General features: G+C 55.6%; 12 protein-coding genes. All 12 read right to left on the minus strand.

What is annotated here, in order from left to right; genetic code table 11:
* Window positions 1-18: 18 nt before the first annotated feature.
* The 12 genes from VJ369_RS16230 to VJ369_RS16285 all read right to left on the minus strand — a co-directional run bounded on the left by VJ369_RS16230 (window position 19) and on the right by VJ369_RS16285 (window position 14,080).
* Window positions 19-2,799, minus strand: coding sequence for a DEAD/DEAH box helicase (locus tag VJ369_RS16230; protein ID WP_324093075.1), 2,781 nt, complete (start codon window positions 2,797-2,799; stop codon window positions 19-21).
* Window positions 2,800-2,859: 60 nt separating this feature from the next.
* Complete coding sequence (gene tatC, locus VJ369_RS16235) at window positions 2,860-3,642, minus strand: twin-arginine translocase subunit TatC (RefSeq protein WP_324093076.1); 783 nt, start codon at window positions 3,640-3,642, stop codon at window positions 2,860-2,862.
* A gap of 78 nt (window positions 3,643-3,720) precedes the next feature.
* Window positions 3,721-3,933, minus strand: coding sequence for a Sec-independent protein translocase subunit TatA (tatA, locus tag VJ369_RS16240; RefSeq protein ID WP_105674202.1), 213 nt, complete (start codon window positions 3,931-3,933; stop codon window positions 3,721-3,723).
* A gap of 32 nt (window positions 3,934-3,965) precedes the next feature.
* The gene (locus VJ369_RS16245) at window positions 3,966-4,325 is read right to left on the minus strand and encodes a hypothetical protein (RefSeq protein ID WP_105674204.1); all 360 of its coding nucleotides are present in this window, start codon (window positions 4,323-4,325) and stop codon (window positions 3,966-3,968) included.
* Window positions 4,326-4,328: 3 nt separating this feature from the next.
* Window positions 4,329-6,332, minus strand: coding sequence for a helix-turn-helix transcriptional regulator (locus VJ369_RS16250; RefSeq protein ID WP_324093077.1), 2,004 nt, complete (start codon window positions 6,330-6,332; stop codon window positions 4,329-4,331).
* Between the two features lie 99 nt (window positions 6,333-6,431).
* Window positions 6,432-6,827, minus strand: a complete 396-nt coding sequence (locus tag VJ369_RS16255) for an FKBP-type peptidyl-prolyl cis-trans isomerase (protein WP_096253963.1) — start codon at window positions 6,825-6,827, stop codon at window positions 6,432-6,434.
* Window positions 6,828-6,843: 16 nt separating this feature from the next.
* Complete coding sequence (locus VJ369_RS16260) at window positions 6,844-7,701, minus strand: FKBP-type peptidyl-prolyl cis-trans isomerase (RefSeq protein ID WP_324093078.1); 858 nt, start codon at window positions 7,699-7,701, stop codon at window positions 6,844-6,846.
* Between the two features lie 193 nt (window positions 7,702-7,894).
* Window positions 7,895-9,268: a Pup--protein ligase gene (gene pafA / locus VJ369_RS16265; RefSeq protein ID WP_324093079.1), complete on the minus strand. Its 1,374-nt coding sequence runs from the start codon at window positions 9,266-9,268 to the stop codon at window positions 7,895-7,897.
* A gap of 76 nt (window positions 9,269-9,344) precedes the next feature.
* Complete coding sequence (locus VJ369_RS16270; protein WP_414652672.1) at window positions 9,345-9,626, minus strand: ubiquitin-like protein Pup; 282 nt, start codon at window positions 9,624-9,626, stop codon at window positions 9,345-9,347.
* Window positions 9,592-11,211, minus strand: coding sequence for a depupylase/deamidase Dop (gene dop / locus VJ369_RS16275; protein ID WP_324093081.1), 1,620 nt, complete (start codon window positions 11,209-11,211; stop codon window positions 9,592-9,594). The genes VJ369_RS16270 and dop overlap by 35 nt, the downstream gene beginning before the upstream one ends.
* A complete protein-coding gene (gene arc, locus VJ369_RS16280) occupies window positions 11,208-12,896 on the minus strand; it encodes a proteasome ATPase (protein ID WP_333615233.1) in 1,689 nt (562 codons plus the stop codon). Before arc ends, dop begins: the two co-directional genes overlap by 4 nt.
* Window positions 12,897-13,027: 131 nt before the next feature.
* Window positions 13,028-14,080: a tRNA (adenine-N1)-methyltransferase gene (locus VJ369_RS16285; RefSeq protein ID WP_324093083.1), complete on the minus strand. Its 1,053-nt coding sequence runs from the start codon at window positions 14,078-14,080 to the stop codon at window positions 13,028-13,030.
* Window positions 14,081-14,103: the final 23 nt, after the last annotated feature.

Raw genomic sequence — 14,103 nt, forward strand, 5'->3', positions numbered from 1 at the left:
TCTGAACATTGCGGTTGATCAGAGGACGTTGGAGTAGGCGACGACGCCACGCTTGACGAGGTCCACTGCTTGACGAGCGGACTTCACCAGCTGGACCGGGAGGTCCGTGTTCTTGCCAAATTGATCTAAGGTGTCAATGACCTGCTTGGCCCAGCGCACAAAGTCGCCAGGTGCCATGTCGGAACCGCGCAGCGAGCTGTTCAGCGAGGACCCGCGGGACCACTTGTACATGGGCCAGATCAGGCCAGCTTCAGGTGGCGCTGTTTGGTTCAGCGACATCGCTTCTTCGGCGTCCGAGAGTTTGCCCCAGATATTTATTGTCTGAGTCCAAATATCGCCCACACGTGCCGTCGGCATTTTGGGATCTGGACGGTCATAGTCACGCCGGCCCTGATAGACCAGCGCAGCGACCACTGCACAAAGTTCTTCGGGATTAAGACCGTTAAGTTTGCCGGTTTCCAGCACCTGGCTGGTGAGCAGATCACGTTCACCGTAGATCCGGCGCAGGCGACGGCCGGAGTCGGTAATTTCGTAATCTTCCCCGTCGTTGCTCGGCACTAGGTACTCAAAGAGCTCGAGCACCCTACAAACTTTATCGAATTCTGTGGCGATGGTATTGGTCCGTCCACGGATAGCACGGCGGGACTTGTCCGTATCCTTCTTCAGCTTCCAATACCTATCAGCCCAGCGCATATGCGCGTCACGGTCAGAGCAGGCGTGGCAAGGGTGCTCTTTCATCGCTTCACGCAGCGCCGCGATCTCCCGTTCGAAGGAGTCCGCACCCTCAAAATTAAAGCTCGGCGCATCCTGCCTTGGTGGGCGCTGCTCCTCAATCGCAGCACGCAACGAGGCTGCCAGTGCGCGTCGTTCCTTAGGGCTGTTGCCGGTGAATCCCTTGGGGATGCGAATGCGGGAAAAAATCTCCAGCGGTCCATTCAGATCCTCCACCGAAATTCGGCGCAACTGGCCTTCTTCGGTGAGCACGGTGTGCCGGGGACTGTAGAGCGACTCATCCAATGCCACGATTACGCCGCGTCCAAAGCGCCGTGCGCCGGGCAGGTCGATAACATCTCCGCGAATCACCGACTGCAACGAAGTTTCAGCCGCCGAGCGACGAAGCGTCTTGCGATCTTTCGCTGAGCGCTTTTCCGCTTCGGCGATATTGCGTTGCAGTTGAAGGTACTCGCGGAAGTCCCCCAGATGGCATTCCATGGATTTTTCGTATCCAGCCAGAGATTCTTCTCGCGAGCGAACCTGACGCGCCATGCCAACTACGGAGCGGTCCGCCTGGTACTGCGCAAAGGAAGATTCAAGAATCTGCCGTGTCTGCTCACGACCAAACTGAGCGAGCAGGTTGGTAGACATGTTGTAGGTCGGGCGGAAGGACGAATTCAGCGGATAGGTACGTCGCGAGGCCAGTCCGGCCAATGCCTCTGGTTCGATATCGGGGTTCCACAGCACAATGGAGTGGCCCTCTACGTCGATTCCCCTTCGTCCGGCACGCCCGGTGAGTTGGGTGTACTCCCCCGAGGTGATCTGCACATGGGATTCGCCGTTGAATTTCACGAGTTTTTCAAGCACCACAGAGCGCGCTGGCATGTTGACGCCCAAGGCGAGGGTCTCGGTAGCAAAAACCACCTTGATCAGATTTCGTGCGAAGAGATCTTCCACGATTTCTTTAAAGATTGGCAACAGGCCAGCATGGTGACTAGCAAAACCACGTATTAAACCGTCACGCCAGGACCAGAATTCTAAGACATCAAGGTCTTCGCTGGGGATTCGGTGCGCCAGCTCATCGAGTACCTCGGCGATCTGTCCAGCTTCTTCGTTGGACGTCAGCCGCAAGTCTGCCATGGCGCACTGCTGGACCGCCATATCGCAGCCTTTACGCGAAAAGATAAAGAAAATTGCGGGGAGAAGCTCGGCTTTTTCCAACCGCGAAATGACGTCGCGGCGGCTGACTCTGAGGCTTTGCCCTGGACCCTGGGCTCGACCTCGTTGCGGCCCTCTTCCGCCTCGGTGCGGGCGCCCAGCCGGGCGGTGCCCGCGCACGAGTTTGCGCAGTTCTGGATTCACAGTGATTTTCGCGTCTTCATCGGCGGCTTGATCGAAAGCGACGTCTTCGGCAAACAAATCAACGAGCTGCGGACCAACCATGACATGTTGGAAAAGTGGCACCGGACGATGCTCAGAGACGACGATGTCGGTTTGTCCGCGGACAGTATCCAGCCATCCACCAAACTCTTCAGCGTTCGACACGGTGGCTGAGAGCGATATGGTCTGGACGTTCGACGGCAGATGGATGATGACTTCTTCCCATACTGCACCGCGGAACTTATCGGCCAGATAGTGCACCTCATCCATGATCACGTAGCCCAGGCCGTCCAGAGTTCTTGAGTCGGCGTAGAGCATATTGCGAAGTACCTCGGTGGTCATCACGACCACCTGAGCCTCGCTGTTGATGGAGGTATCACCGGTGAGCAGACCCACGGTTTCCGGTCCGTAGCGTTTAACCAATTCGGAGTACTTCTGGTTACTCAACGCTTTGATTGGCGTTGTATAGAAGGCCTTGCGGTTTTCCTGGATTGCTTGGTAAATGGCGAATTCGCCTACTACGGTTTTACCGGCTCCGGTGGGCGCCGCCACGAGGACACTATGGCCCTTTGCCACCGATTGGCAGGCTTGGGACTGGAACTCGTCGAGAGTAAACGACATGCTGGCGCGGAAGTCAGGCAAATAGGTGCCGCTCTCGACCTGTCGCGCCTTGGAATTCGCGTATCGTTCCGCGGGTGAAGTCACTATCGGCCGTTCACTTTCTGGAACGGGGTTGCCGTTCCGAAACACATATTTAGAGGGGCGCTAGACCTCGGTGCTGGGGGTATCGATCGAGGAGGCTGACCCGGCTGCCATGTTTTCGTTGGCAGCGTCTTGTTCCGCCTGTTTCTTGGCGCGTTTTTTATCGTTGATGAAGCAGAACAGCGTGGCTGCCGCGAAGGTAAGGAAGAGTGGGCCTGCGAGGGCGAACATGGTAATTGCGTCGCCGCCTGGAGCTGCCATGGCTGCTACCAAAGCGATGATGAACACCGTGATGCGCCAGTTTTTGAGAATCACCTTGGAAGGGAGTACTCCAACCATATTTAGCCCTACCATCAGTACGGGCACCAGCATGGCTAGGCCAAAGGCGAGCAGCAAGCGGAAAATAAAGGGCAGGTAGGTGTCGATGGTGAAGAGTGTTTCGGAGTTTGCCGCAGCAAGGCTCACGAAGAATTGCAAAGCAAAGGGCAACACGAAGTACGCCATAGCTATGCCAAAGAGGAAGAGTGGTACGGCTACCGCGGCGAAGGAGTAGCTCAGCCGGCGTTCCTTCTTTTTCAGTCCCGGAATGATGAACGCCCAGATTTGATAGATCCAGACCGGGGACGAAGCGACCAGACCAACAAAAATCGCTACCTTAAGCATGATGTCAAAAGGCGACATCACGGAGGTATAGGTGATCGACCCACCTGCGGCACGTACTGGTTCGATGAGCAACGCCAAGAGCTCGTCGTAGAGGAAGAACCCGGCTACGGTGCCTATTACTAGGGCGATCAACGACTTAAAGAGCCGGTTGCGAGCCTCGATCAGGTGAGATTTGAGGGACATCCGCCCCTCGGCGTCTTTGGACCGCGGTTTCTTTTTAGTCCGCGGTTCTTTATCTTTGCTATTTACCACTGAAGAGGTCTACGAATTGTTCTTTTCATTGGGATTAGGTTCGTTGACGGTACCGTCAACAGTTTCAGGCTTGTCGTCGTCTTTCATCTGGCGAACCTCAGACTTAAAAATACGCAGCGACTGGCCCATCGAGCGTGCCAGCCCTGGAAGCTTCGGCGCACCGAAAAGCAGCAGTGCCAAAACAATAATGATGACCAAGTGCCATCCCTGTAAACCACCCATGTGATTTCCCTTCTCTCAAACTTAAGTCTACGTCAGAACAGATTCAGATCGCGCATGTTTTGCGCCTGTCCCCGATTACTGCGACGGGCCACACGTTTGACCCGACGCGCCTCAATTCGTTCAGCCTTGCCAAGGTGGCGTAACTCGGAAATTTCTTCCCGATCGCCATGCGTCGCATCGGTTCCGTGCGGGTATCGTCGAACCACCGGTTCATAAGCCACCACCGTTCCAGGTTTGGCAAATTCCCCGCTGATATGGTCCGCCGCGTCAGATGCGCTGTCGAGCACGGACATGGCCCGACGGAACAGACGGAACCCTGCAAGCACCGCTAAGAGCAGTGTCGCGAGAATCAGCACGGTCCATAGGAGAACCCAAAACCACCAAGGAAGCATCTATCAATCCTCATACATTCTGATAGCGTCGTCCAACCATTTCTCCACGCGTTCGCGTGTAGCGTCAGGACCGACAACAACAATCTTACCGCCGTGGCGAGCAACCCATGGGGCAGCCACCAAATGGTCGGAAAGTCGAACTTTTGCTAAGTGACCTGATTCAACCTTGGATTGAGACCATGCTATCGGGTTGAAGGCCTCGATAACGGCCACGGCTTCGGCAGCTACGTAAAATTCAACTTCTAGATCATCGCTGTTTGCCGAATAGCTGAAGTCAAGCTTCTCATTGTCCTGATGACGTTCTCCAAGAACAAATGTTTCCCCGGTGAGTTTCACGTCGAGAACACGGTCAACTCGGAAGGTGAGGATGGCTTCTCGTTTGCGGCACCACGCGCGTAGGTACTGTACGGGCCCGTCCTCGATCAGCCTAATCGGTTCAATCTCACGTCGTTGATGAGTTTGGGATTTCGCCGAGTAGTAATCTATGTCTGCCACCGCATTGCTGCGCAGCGCCTGAATTAGCTGGGCAGGAGTGTCGTGTTCACGGACCTGGGTCAGCGCAAATCCGAGCGCCCCGTTCCAACCATCAAACCGTGCCACGGCCGAATTGATTTTTTGTAGCGCGCTGCGCAAGACCTCGCGGTGTTCAAAGGCCGGGATGCTGTCTAAGGCGTTAAGACCACCGAGCACTGCCACTGCTTCCAAGGGAGCAAGTTTTTGCGGTTCGGCAAGGAATGCGGCGTTGGTGATGGTGACTTCATCCGAGTCGAGGTCTCCATCATTGACGTTGATCAGTTCATCGTGTTGCCCATTAGGCACTCCACACATCATGATCATTGCCAGTTCATCGCGAACTTTGGCTTGGGTCATCGAATAACGTTCACAGAGTTCGCCAATAGTCACCGAACCCTGGGCAACAACATACTGGATCATGTCGATATTACGCATGACCTGCTGGGCCGTCGAGCTACGTCCTAGAGCGCGATGCGGCTTGAACTTTACTTCTTTGAGCGCTGGAAGCTGTGGAATATCGTGCTGTGCTCCCCGGGCATCTTTGAGCGTTCCAGCCACCTGCAACGCCAGTTCGCTCGGCTGCAGGACCTTGACCGCAGGGCCAAAACTGGCCAATTCCGCGGCGAATGAGTGCTGGTCTGCGTAACCAATATTCAGGGTTGATGAGCTACGAGTTCCGTTGATAGCTTGAGCGCGCAACGGCGTTGCCGAGTCATCGAGCAGTTCTACGACTGCTAGATGACCAGGATTTCGCAGATCAAAATCCTGGAGCACTTCGGTCATCGAAAAATTTTGCGGACGCGGACGGTAACCGGTGTTGGAAGCACCCTCACGCCTAACCTGAATGGTGAAGTGACCTTGCAGTCGGTTGAGCCGGAACACGCGTGGTGCCTCGCGGTTATGATCCCATCCGGTGAAGTACCAATTTCCGAAGCGTTGTCCGATCCCCCACATGTCTACGACACGTTTAGTGGTATTTCCTTGGGCATCTTCATAATCAAACTTCAGTGTTTTCTTATTAAAGACCGCAAGTGCGCACGCTTTAAAGTTTGGATCATCCACCGAGAGCCGTGGCAGCATGGCTCCGGTGTAAGGGGCAATACTCGCATTGTTGCTCTGATTGCCGGTAATCCGGGCGGCAGCGCTCAAGGCCAGAGCCTGGACTTTGGAGTCCTTCCAGAGGCTGGCGGCCAAGGCGATCATGGAAGATTCTGCCACGGAGAAGTTGATGGCCGGGAGGAACCAGTCGCTGGTATCGATCCGGTAATAAGGAACATCGTCAATAACCTCGGTGATCAGCCGCAGACCGAACTCGTTGCGGATGTCGTCCTTAAGCCGTTCAATGGCCTTATCACGCGCTTCGGTATTCCCTGTTGGATTGAGGTAGTCACCAATACGCTCGGCACTAAACCGCCGTTCGGTGGTTGCCAAGGCGTAGATGAGGCTTGTTAGGCGTTCGGCCTTGCTCGGTCCGTCAGTCTGCTTTATGCTCACGTGCCTACCCTAACGAACTTCCACACTGATCTATGACTATGAAGACAAGGAAAGCCCCAAGATTTGCCAAATTGCAATCTTGGGGCTTTCTTCAAAGTCTTACTTGGTGCCCATCAGGTCAACCACGAAGATCAATGCCTCGTTAGGTGCGATAGCACCAGGCGCACCGCGCTCACCGTAGGCGAGCTCAGAAGGGATCTCTAGGCGGCGGCGTCCGCCGACCTTCATTCCCAAGAGTCCTTGGTCCCAACCCTGGATGACCATGCCGACGCCCACTGGGAAGTCGAGGGTCGAGCCACGGCCCCATGAAGAGTCGAACTCTTCGCCGGTGGACCATGAAACGCCCACGTAATGGGCCTGCACCGTGGTGCCCGGGGTGACTTCTGCGCCGTCGCCCTCGATCAGATCGTTGATCACCAATTCGGTAGGCGCGTCGGTACCTGGGAAATCAATTTCAGGCTTGGTGCGCTCGTAATTACGTTCTCCAAAAGACATGTTTACGGCCTTTCTATTACTTGCTGGTAGTTACCTTGTCTAATTCTACGTAAAAGACCAGTGGTCCTTCAGGCTGACCCGGCTGCGGGTTCTTGCCGTAGGCCATATCGGCAGGAATGCTGAGCAAGACCTTGCTGCCTTCCTTCAAGCCCTTGAGGCCTTCAAGCCAGCCCTTGATGACGCCGCCGGACATCTTCATTTCGAAACCCTTGTCGGAGCCGAAGTTGCCATCGAACTTCTTGCCGTCTTCCCAACGAACACCGTGGTAGTGAACGCTGGCGCTGGAAGTATCGGTGGTTGCCGGTCCGGTGCCTTCTTCAAGAACATCAACCGCTAGGCCAGCAGGGGCCTCAGTGTCCTTAGGAATGGTGATCGCAGGATCGCCCTTACCGGTCTTTACAGTAGGCAGCTTGCCCTCGTCCTTCAGCTTCTTGACCTCGTCCTGGCTCAACGGCTTGCTGGCACTGACGGAATCAGCGATCTTGATGACGATCAGGCGTTCGGCACGGGAGCCAGCCTCGGGTTCCTTCATGGTTCCGTCCGGCTGCTGAACTCCATCGATGGCGGCGTAAGCAATCCAGTCACCAACCTGGGACTTGAGCAGAGTGTCATACAGTGCCGGCATCTGTGCCTTAAGCGCTTCATCGACCGGCATTGGGGTGGTGGAACCGGTGAAGTTCTCATTGGTCAAGTGACCGTCGATGGTCTTGTAGAGGCCCGACTGAATGTCGATAGTGTCCCCGTCTTTGATGTCCGCACCATCACCCTCAACGACGGTGACCGCTTCTTCTTTATCGGTCAACAAGGGGGCATCGAAGCTGACCTCGGGTGCGGTCTGCTCGTCAGCCGCCGGTTTTACATCAACTTTGCTCAATGTGGTGGTTCCTGACCCGCAAGCGGTCAGGGCCAAAACGGACGCGGTTACGCAAACTGCCAAAACTTTTCGCACGAATCTTCTTTCCGATAAGAACTATTGGTTCTACTACACGCACCGGGACGGGACCCGGTCGCAACGATCTGCATCTAGCTTAGGGGCATTTACTGTGTAAATACTTGTTTTCAGCTGGTCATACGGGGCGGCGCATCATTTCAATGAGCTCATCAACAGCCGAATTTGTGGTGGCAAAGGGATCCTTGCACAAGACAACCCCGCCTTCACCTTCTTCATATTTCATGTGAACCCAGTCAGTTGAATACCGCCGACCTGTCTCTCTGGCGGCCCGGATGAATTTACTGCGCACCGCCGCACGGGTGGTGGCGGGCGGATTTTCTACGGCATCGGCAATTGCCTGCGGGTCGAGAACCGAGCTAGCAAGTCCGCGCCGACGCAGTAAGTGGAACAGACCACGCGTCGGGTCAATGTCATGGTAGGTCAAATTCAATTGCGCAATACGATGCGAATCCAGGCTCAGATTGTTCTTCGCAGCATAACCAGTGATCAGCTTGTGCTTAATCGCCCAGTCAATGTCTTTGTCGATTAACGAGAAATTCTGGCTCTCAACGGCAACCAAAACGCGTTCCCACAGCTCAAGCACGCGCTCAACCTGGTCGTGGTGCGCGCCATGACGCGCGACAAATCCCTTGACCAGTTCAAGGATTTTCCACTGCAATTGCAGTGCAGTTGGTTCATCTCCGGACATCAACCGCACCACTGTTTGCCCGGTAAATTCATGGGAGATACTGCGAATTGAACGAATCGGGTTCTCCAGGCGCAGGTCATGATAGATCTCACCGGATTCAATCAGCCGCAAGACCAGATCGGTCGCACCAATCTTCAACAGCTGCGTGGTCTCGCTCATCGAGGAGTCCCCCACAATCACGTGCAGACGACGATGGTACTCGGCATCCGCATGCGGCTCGTCACGAGTGTTGATGATTGGACGAGACCTTGTGGTCGCTGAGGAAACACCTTCCCACATGTGGTCCGCACGCTGCGAGAAAACAAACTTTGTTTCATCGTCAACTTGAACCAGATGACCGGCACCGCACAGCAACTGACGAGTCACTAAGAACGGGATGAGCATATCCGCGAGTCGCTTAAACTCGACCTTGCGCGGGATCAGGTAGTTTTCGTGGCATCCATAAGAATTACCAGCGGAATCCACATTGTTCTTGAACAAGAACAAGCGGCCTTCATGACCTTCTTCGAGCAGCTGTTCTTCGGCCTGTTCAACAAGGTCCAGCATCACCGTTTCCCCGGCGCGGTCATGAGCGATCAGCTGCAGCAACTGATCACATTCCGCGGTGGCGTATTCGGGATGCGAACCAACATCGAGGTAGAGCCGTGAACCGTTGTTCAGGAAAACGTTGGAGCTGCGCCCCCACGCGACGACGGGCCGAAAAAGATGCCGGGCTGCGTCTTCTGGAGTGAGCCGTCGCCCATCAGATGGCACATAGTTCAGTCCGAATTCGGTCTCTAAACCGAAAATCCTGCGATCCACCGGAAACTACTTCCCCTCATTGGTGTTGCCAGAGTCCACCAGCAACATGTTGGTCATGCCCGTGACTGCAATTAGGCTACTGTCCACCCTTTTGAATGAAGCCACGCACGAATTCTTCGGCGTTAGATTCAAGTACTGAATCAATTTCATCCAACAAATCATCAACGCCGGCACTGGTGCCGGTGGTATTTACCTGCACCTGTTCGGTTTCTACTGGCTGGACTTGGTTTTCACGGCGGGCCGAGAAGTTTTCCTGAGTCATTTCTTGCTCCTCAAATCTTTTGGCGGCAGGTAATGCACGCCTAGTTCTCATTCTGCGCTGTTTAGCGATGCCGTGCCAACTGGTCGATGAACTCATTGATCTCTAGCTGCGCGTCAAAGAGTTCTCCAACCTGAGCACGACTACCGGCCAGCGGTTCGGGCATGTGGAACCGGCTGATTTTCCTTGCTCCCGGTACCGAGAATGACAGCGCATCCCAGTTAGCCGCCACCACGTAGGGCGCGTAGCGTTGCAGCGTCATCCCTCGCAGATAAGCGCGGGTATCGTGGGGTGGGTTGTCCGCCGCAGCATTGATTTCTTCCTGGCTGAAAATGGTTTCCATCAGGCCGCGCGCGGCCATCCGATAATACAATCCTTTATCCAGACGCAGGTCCGCCCACTGCAAGTCCATCAACGCGATGCGCGGATCATCAAGCCCCACACCGTGGCGTTCGGTAAATGACTTCATCAGCGAATATTTGGCGACCCAGTCGACTTGCCCTGCTGCCTGCATGGGGTCCTGTTCCAAGGTGTCCAAGATGGCGTGCCAGCGGTCCAGAATTTCACTGGTGTCGGGATCGGTGACCTCGCTCTGGGCGCAATAGGTTTCGGCCGCTTCCAGATAGCTGCGCTGGATCTCTATAGCGGTCATTCGACGCCCGCCACGCAGCGGAACAGAGGTCTGCAAGGTGGGGTCGTGGCTGATCTGCTGCAGGGCTAGAACCGGGTCTGCCAGCTCAAGCTTCGGCGACATACCCGCTTCGATCAGGCTGAGCACCAGGTTTGTGGTGCCCACCCTTAGCAGTGTGGAGATCTGACCAAGGTTTGCATCTCCGATGATCACATGCAGCCTGCGGTACTTATCCCAATTGGCATGCGGCTCGTCCCGAGTATTAATGATCGGACGGTTGACCGTGGTTTCCAGTCCAACTTCTGCCTCGAAAAAATCGGCACGTTGAGAAATTTGGAATTCGGCCCCGCGTCCCAGCATTCCGCGGCCGACTCGTCCGGCACCGCAAAAAATCTGCCGTGAGACAAGAAATGCGGTCAACCCATCGACTAACCGGGAGAACTCCACATCGCGCGGGATCAGATAATTCTCGTGCGAGCCGTAAGACACCGACTTATTGTCGGTGTTGTTCTTATATAACAGCAGTTCACCACCGCCTAAACTGGCGGCCGAGGCTGCGGCCCGGCGCATCACCTGATCACCTGCTTGATCCCAGAGCACCGCGTCACGCGGGCTGGTCACCTCCGGACTGGAGTATTCGGGATGCGCATGGTCAACATAGAGCCGGGCACCGTTACCGAGCACCATATTCATTACGACGTCGTTGGCATCATTTTCCTGATACAACGTGGCACCAACGCGCGCGTCATTTCCATCTAAGGCAATTGATTCGGCGGTCCACACCTGATTTTCGGCTTCCAGGGTGGGTTCCGAATCGGTGAGTTGACTCGGATGTGCTTCCTCGCGGGACATTGAATGACCCCGGGCATCATTGAGCGGAGACTCATCAGCGTAATCCCAGCGGGCAGCGCGGGTCGCGGAGTCGGTATCACGTACTAATTGCGCGTATCCGTCCACAATTTGAGCGGAGAGCACCGTAGAGTTCGCTTTGGGCATGGACGGCCGAATGATTCCGTACTCAGTTTCCAAGCCCACTAGTCGACGGGCGCTCATTTGCTGCCCTTCTGATTAACCAGCGAGCGAATATGGCTGATCCGTTCCCCCTTGCGTCCGGAGATACGCGCCCAATCATCGGGATTGGTGGTGTTTGGCATATCTTCGTGCTCGGCGAATTCTTCACGCACTGCACGTAGCAGATACTCCATTTTCAGTCCGCGTTCACCGGTAGTGATCAACGACTTAATTGCATGCTTTTTTGCTCGGTCCACCACATTGTGAATGACCGCCCCGGAGGCGAAGTCCTTAAAGTAGAGCACCTCTACTTGGCCGTTGACGTAAGTGACTTCCAGGAATTCGTTGATCCGTTCGGTGGAATACATCGCTTCGACGGTGTCGCTGATCATTCTTGCTACGGTCTTTTGGCGCGCTCCGCCATCGGTGGCAACTTCGTCCTCATGCAGCGGCAGGTCTGTGGTGAGATATTTACCGAAAATTTCTGCGGCGCCCACTGCATCGGGGCGGCGAATTTTGATTTTCACGTCCAAACGCCCCGGACGCAAAATGGCCGGGTCAATCATGTCTTCTCGGTTTGAGGCACCAATGACGATGACGTTATCCAAGCGCTCCACACCGTCAATTTCGGCAAGCAGCTGTGGCACGATGGTTGTCTCAACGTCGGAAGAAACTCCTGTACCGCGGGTTCGGAAGAGCGATTCCATCTCGTCGAAGAACACCACGACCGGGTCGCCATGCAGCGCTTTTTCGCGGGCTCGTGCGAAGATCAGACGAATATGCCGTTCGGTCTCACCCACATACTTGTCCAGCAGTTCCGGTCCCTTGATGTTCAGGAAGTAGCTTCTGGATTGGGTATTGCCGTTTCGTGCTGCCGCGCGCTGAGCTAGTGAATTTGCCACGGCCTTGGCTATCAAGGTTTTACCGCAGCCCGGAGGACCGTAAAGCAGAATGCCCTTGGGGGCGCTCAATCCGTGTTCCCGGTACAGTTCTGGGTGCGCGAAGGGCAGTTCGACCGAGTCTTGGATGGCTTCTATTTGCGAGTTCAGTCCGCCGATATCCGAGTAATCGATATCCGGTACTTCTTCGAGCACCAGCGACTGCATGTCGGTGAGCTGTACCCGGTTGATCGCCAACCCAGTACGCGAATCGATGGTCAGTTGATCTCCGACACGCAGGTGTTCGCTGCGCAGCGGCTCGGCAAATTCAATGACTCGCTGGTCATCGCCTCTTGTCATCACTACCGCTTGGTGGTGATCCAGAATTTCCTTGATCGTCACCAGGTCGCCGGTTTGTTCATAGCCTAGGCCAGCCACGACAACGAGGGCCTCATTGAGGAGCACCTGTTGGCCAATGTGGAATTTGTCGAAGTCCAGCAGCGGGCTGATGGATACACGCATTTTTCGTCCGGAGTAAATTACGTCGACAGCCTGTACCGCGGTGGTCTCAATGCCGGTGCCTGCTTCCGGATGCTTACGCGGGTGCTTAGCCACGATGGTTCCATAGCTAAATGGCGTATCGCCGTCTTTTTCAAGCGCAGATTTGAGGTTGATAATTTGTTCGCGAGTCTGCTCCAGCAAGGACACCAGGCGCTGGTTATTGCCGCTGATCCCGGCTAGCTGCTTATCAAGGTTGCGATTTTTATCGCGAAGCAGGTTGACCTGACGTTCGGTCGCCTGAAGACGCTCGGCGACGCGTTGCACCTCGTTGTTTTCGCTCACGGTTATTCTCCCAACCTTTGCAGTTCTCCTCGCGGAGCCACCAGGGGTGGCTACCTTGCGGGGCACTCTGATTCCATCTTAGGAAGCTAAAGCCCCGGGAATGAATTTCCCAGGGCTTTAGTTCACATATTGAAACGTTAGTTCTCGGTATCCGAGACGTTGCCGCCTTCGCGGACACGATTCGGACGGTTGGCGTCCTTGGCTGCGCGACGAAGTTTCTTAGGCGAAATGCCACGTTCTCCGAGTGCGGATTCTGTCCACTGCTCGGCGTCGTGTTCCCGGGTCCACGCGTTCAGGTCCTCAGCAGAGTAGCCGTGCTCTTTCATCCGCTTAGCTTTCGGGATGCCCTCCTGCGCGTCGGCCAACCGGCGGGTGGTGATCAGGAACGCCGTGTGCGCCACCATGCGGTGGTCCGGGCGAACCGCTAAACCGTCAACATGCCAACCGCGCACCATGGTTTCAAAGCAATCGGGCTCGGTAAACTGGCCCGATGCTCGAATTGCTTCCACCACGCGGGACATTTGGGTCACCGTGGCCACGTAGTTTGTCCACACTCCGCCAGGGGCCAGCACCGTAGCTACAGCGTCCAGGCATTCCCACGGGGAGAGCATATCGAGCACTACGCGGTCTACGCTGCCGGGCTCCTCAATTTCCAGTACCTTCTCTTGGAAGTCACCAATTGAAAGGTTCCAGGCAGGGTGCTCACCACCGAATACGGTAGCGATATTGCCACGCGCAATATCTGCGAACTCTTCACGGCGCTCATAGGAGTGCAGGTACCCCTGGTCGCCTACCGCACGCAGCAGTGAAATCGACAGCGCTCCGGACCCCACGCCAGCTTCGACTACACGTGCACCGGGGAAGATATCGCCAAACTGAATAATTTGGGCGGCATCCTTGGGGTAAACCACTGCAGCACCACGTGGCATGGACAGGACAAAGTCCTTCGCCAGCGGACGCAGCATCTGATAGCGCACGCCCTCAACGTTTTCCACCACCGAGCCTTCGGAGGTACCGATGATCAGATCGTGGCTCAACACACCCTGATGCGTGTGGAACTCTCCGCCGGCTTCAAGGGTGATGGTGTTAATGCGACGCTTTTCGTCGGTCAGCTGGACACGGTCGCCGACGCGGAAGGGGCCACGACGGGCGTTCGCGCCATGCGGCGCTGCGGTGTTCTGAGCACTCACTGAGTTTTCCTTTGTTGTAGAAA

The organism is Glutamicibacter sp. (assembly GCF_035257265.1).
Taxonomy (GTDB): domain Bacteria; phylum Actinomycetota; class Actinomycetes; order Actinomycetales; family Micrococcaceae; genus Glutamicibacter.

What these genes read in the sequence shown, in the direction of transcription:
- tatA (WP_105674202.1), bottom strand. Translation starts at nt 3,933, where the DNA reads ATGGGTGGTTTACAGGGATGGCACTTGGTCATCATTATTGTTTTGGCA.
- VJ369_RS16255 (WP_096253963.1), bottom strand. Translation starts at nt 6,827, where the DNA reads ATGTCTTTTGGAGAACGTAATTACGAGCGCACCAAGCCTGAAATTGAT.
- VJ369_RS16270 (WP_414652672.1), bottom strand. Translation starts at nt 9,626, where the DNA reads ATGAGTTCATCGACCAGTTGGCACGGCATCGCTAAACAGCGCAGAATG.
- dop (WP_324093081.1), bottom strand. Translation starts at nt 11,211, where the DNA reads ATGAGCGCCCGTCGACTAGTGGGCTTGGAAACTGAGTACGGAATCATT.
- VJ369_RS16245 (WP_105674204.1), bottom strand. Translation starts at nt 4,325, where the DNA reads ATGCTTCCTTGGTGGTTTTGGGTTCTCCTATGGACCGTGCTGATTCTC.
- tatC (WP_324093076.1), bottom strand. Translation starts at nt 3,642, where the DNA reads ATGTCCCTCAAATCTCACCTGATCGAGGCTCGCAACCGGCTCTTTAAG.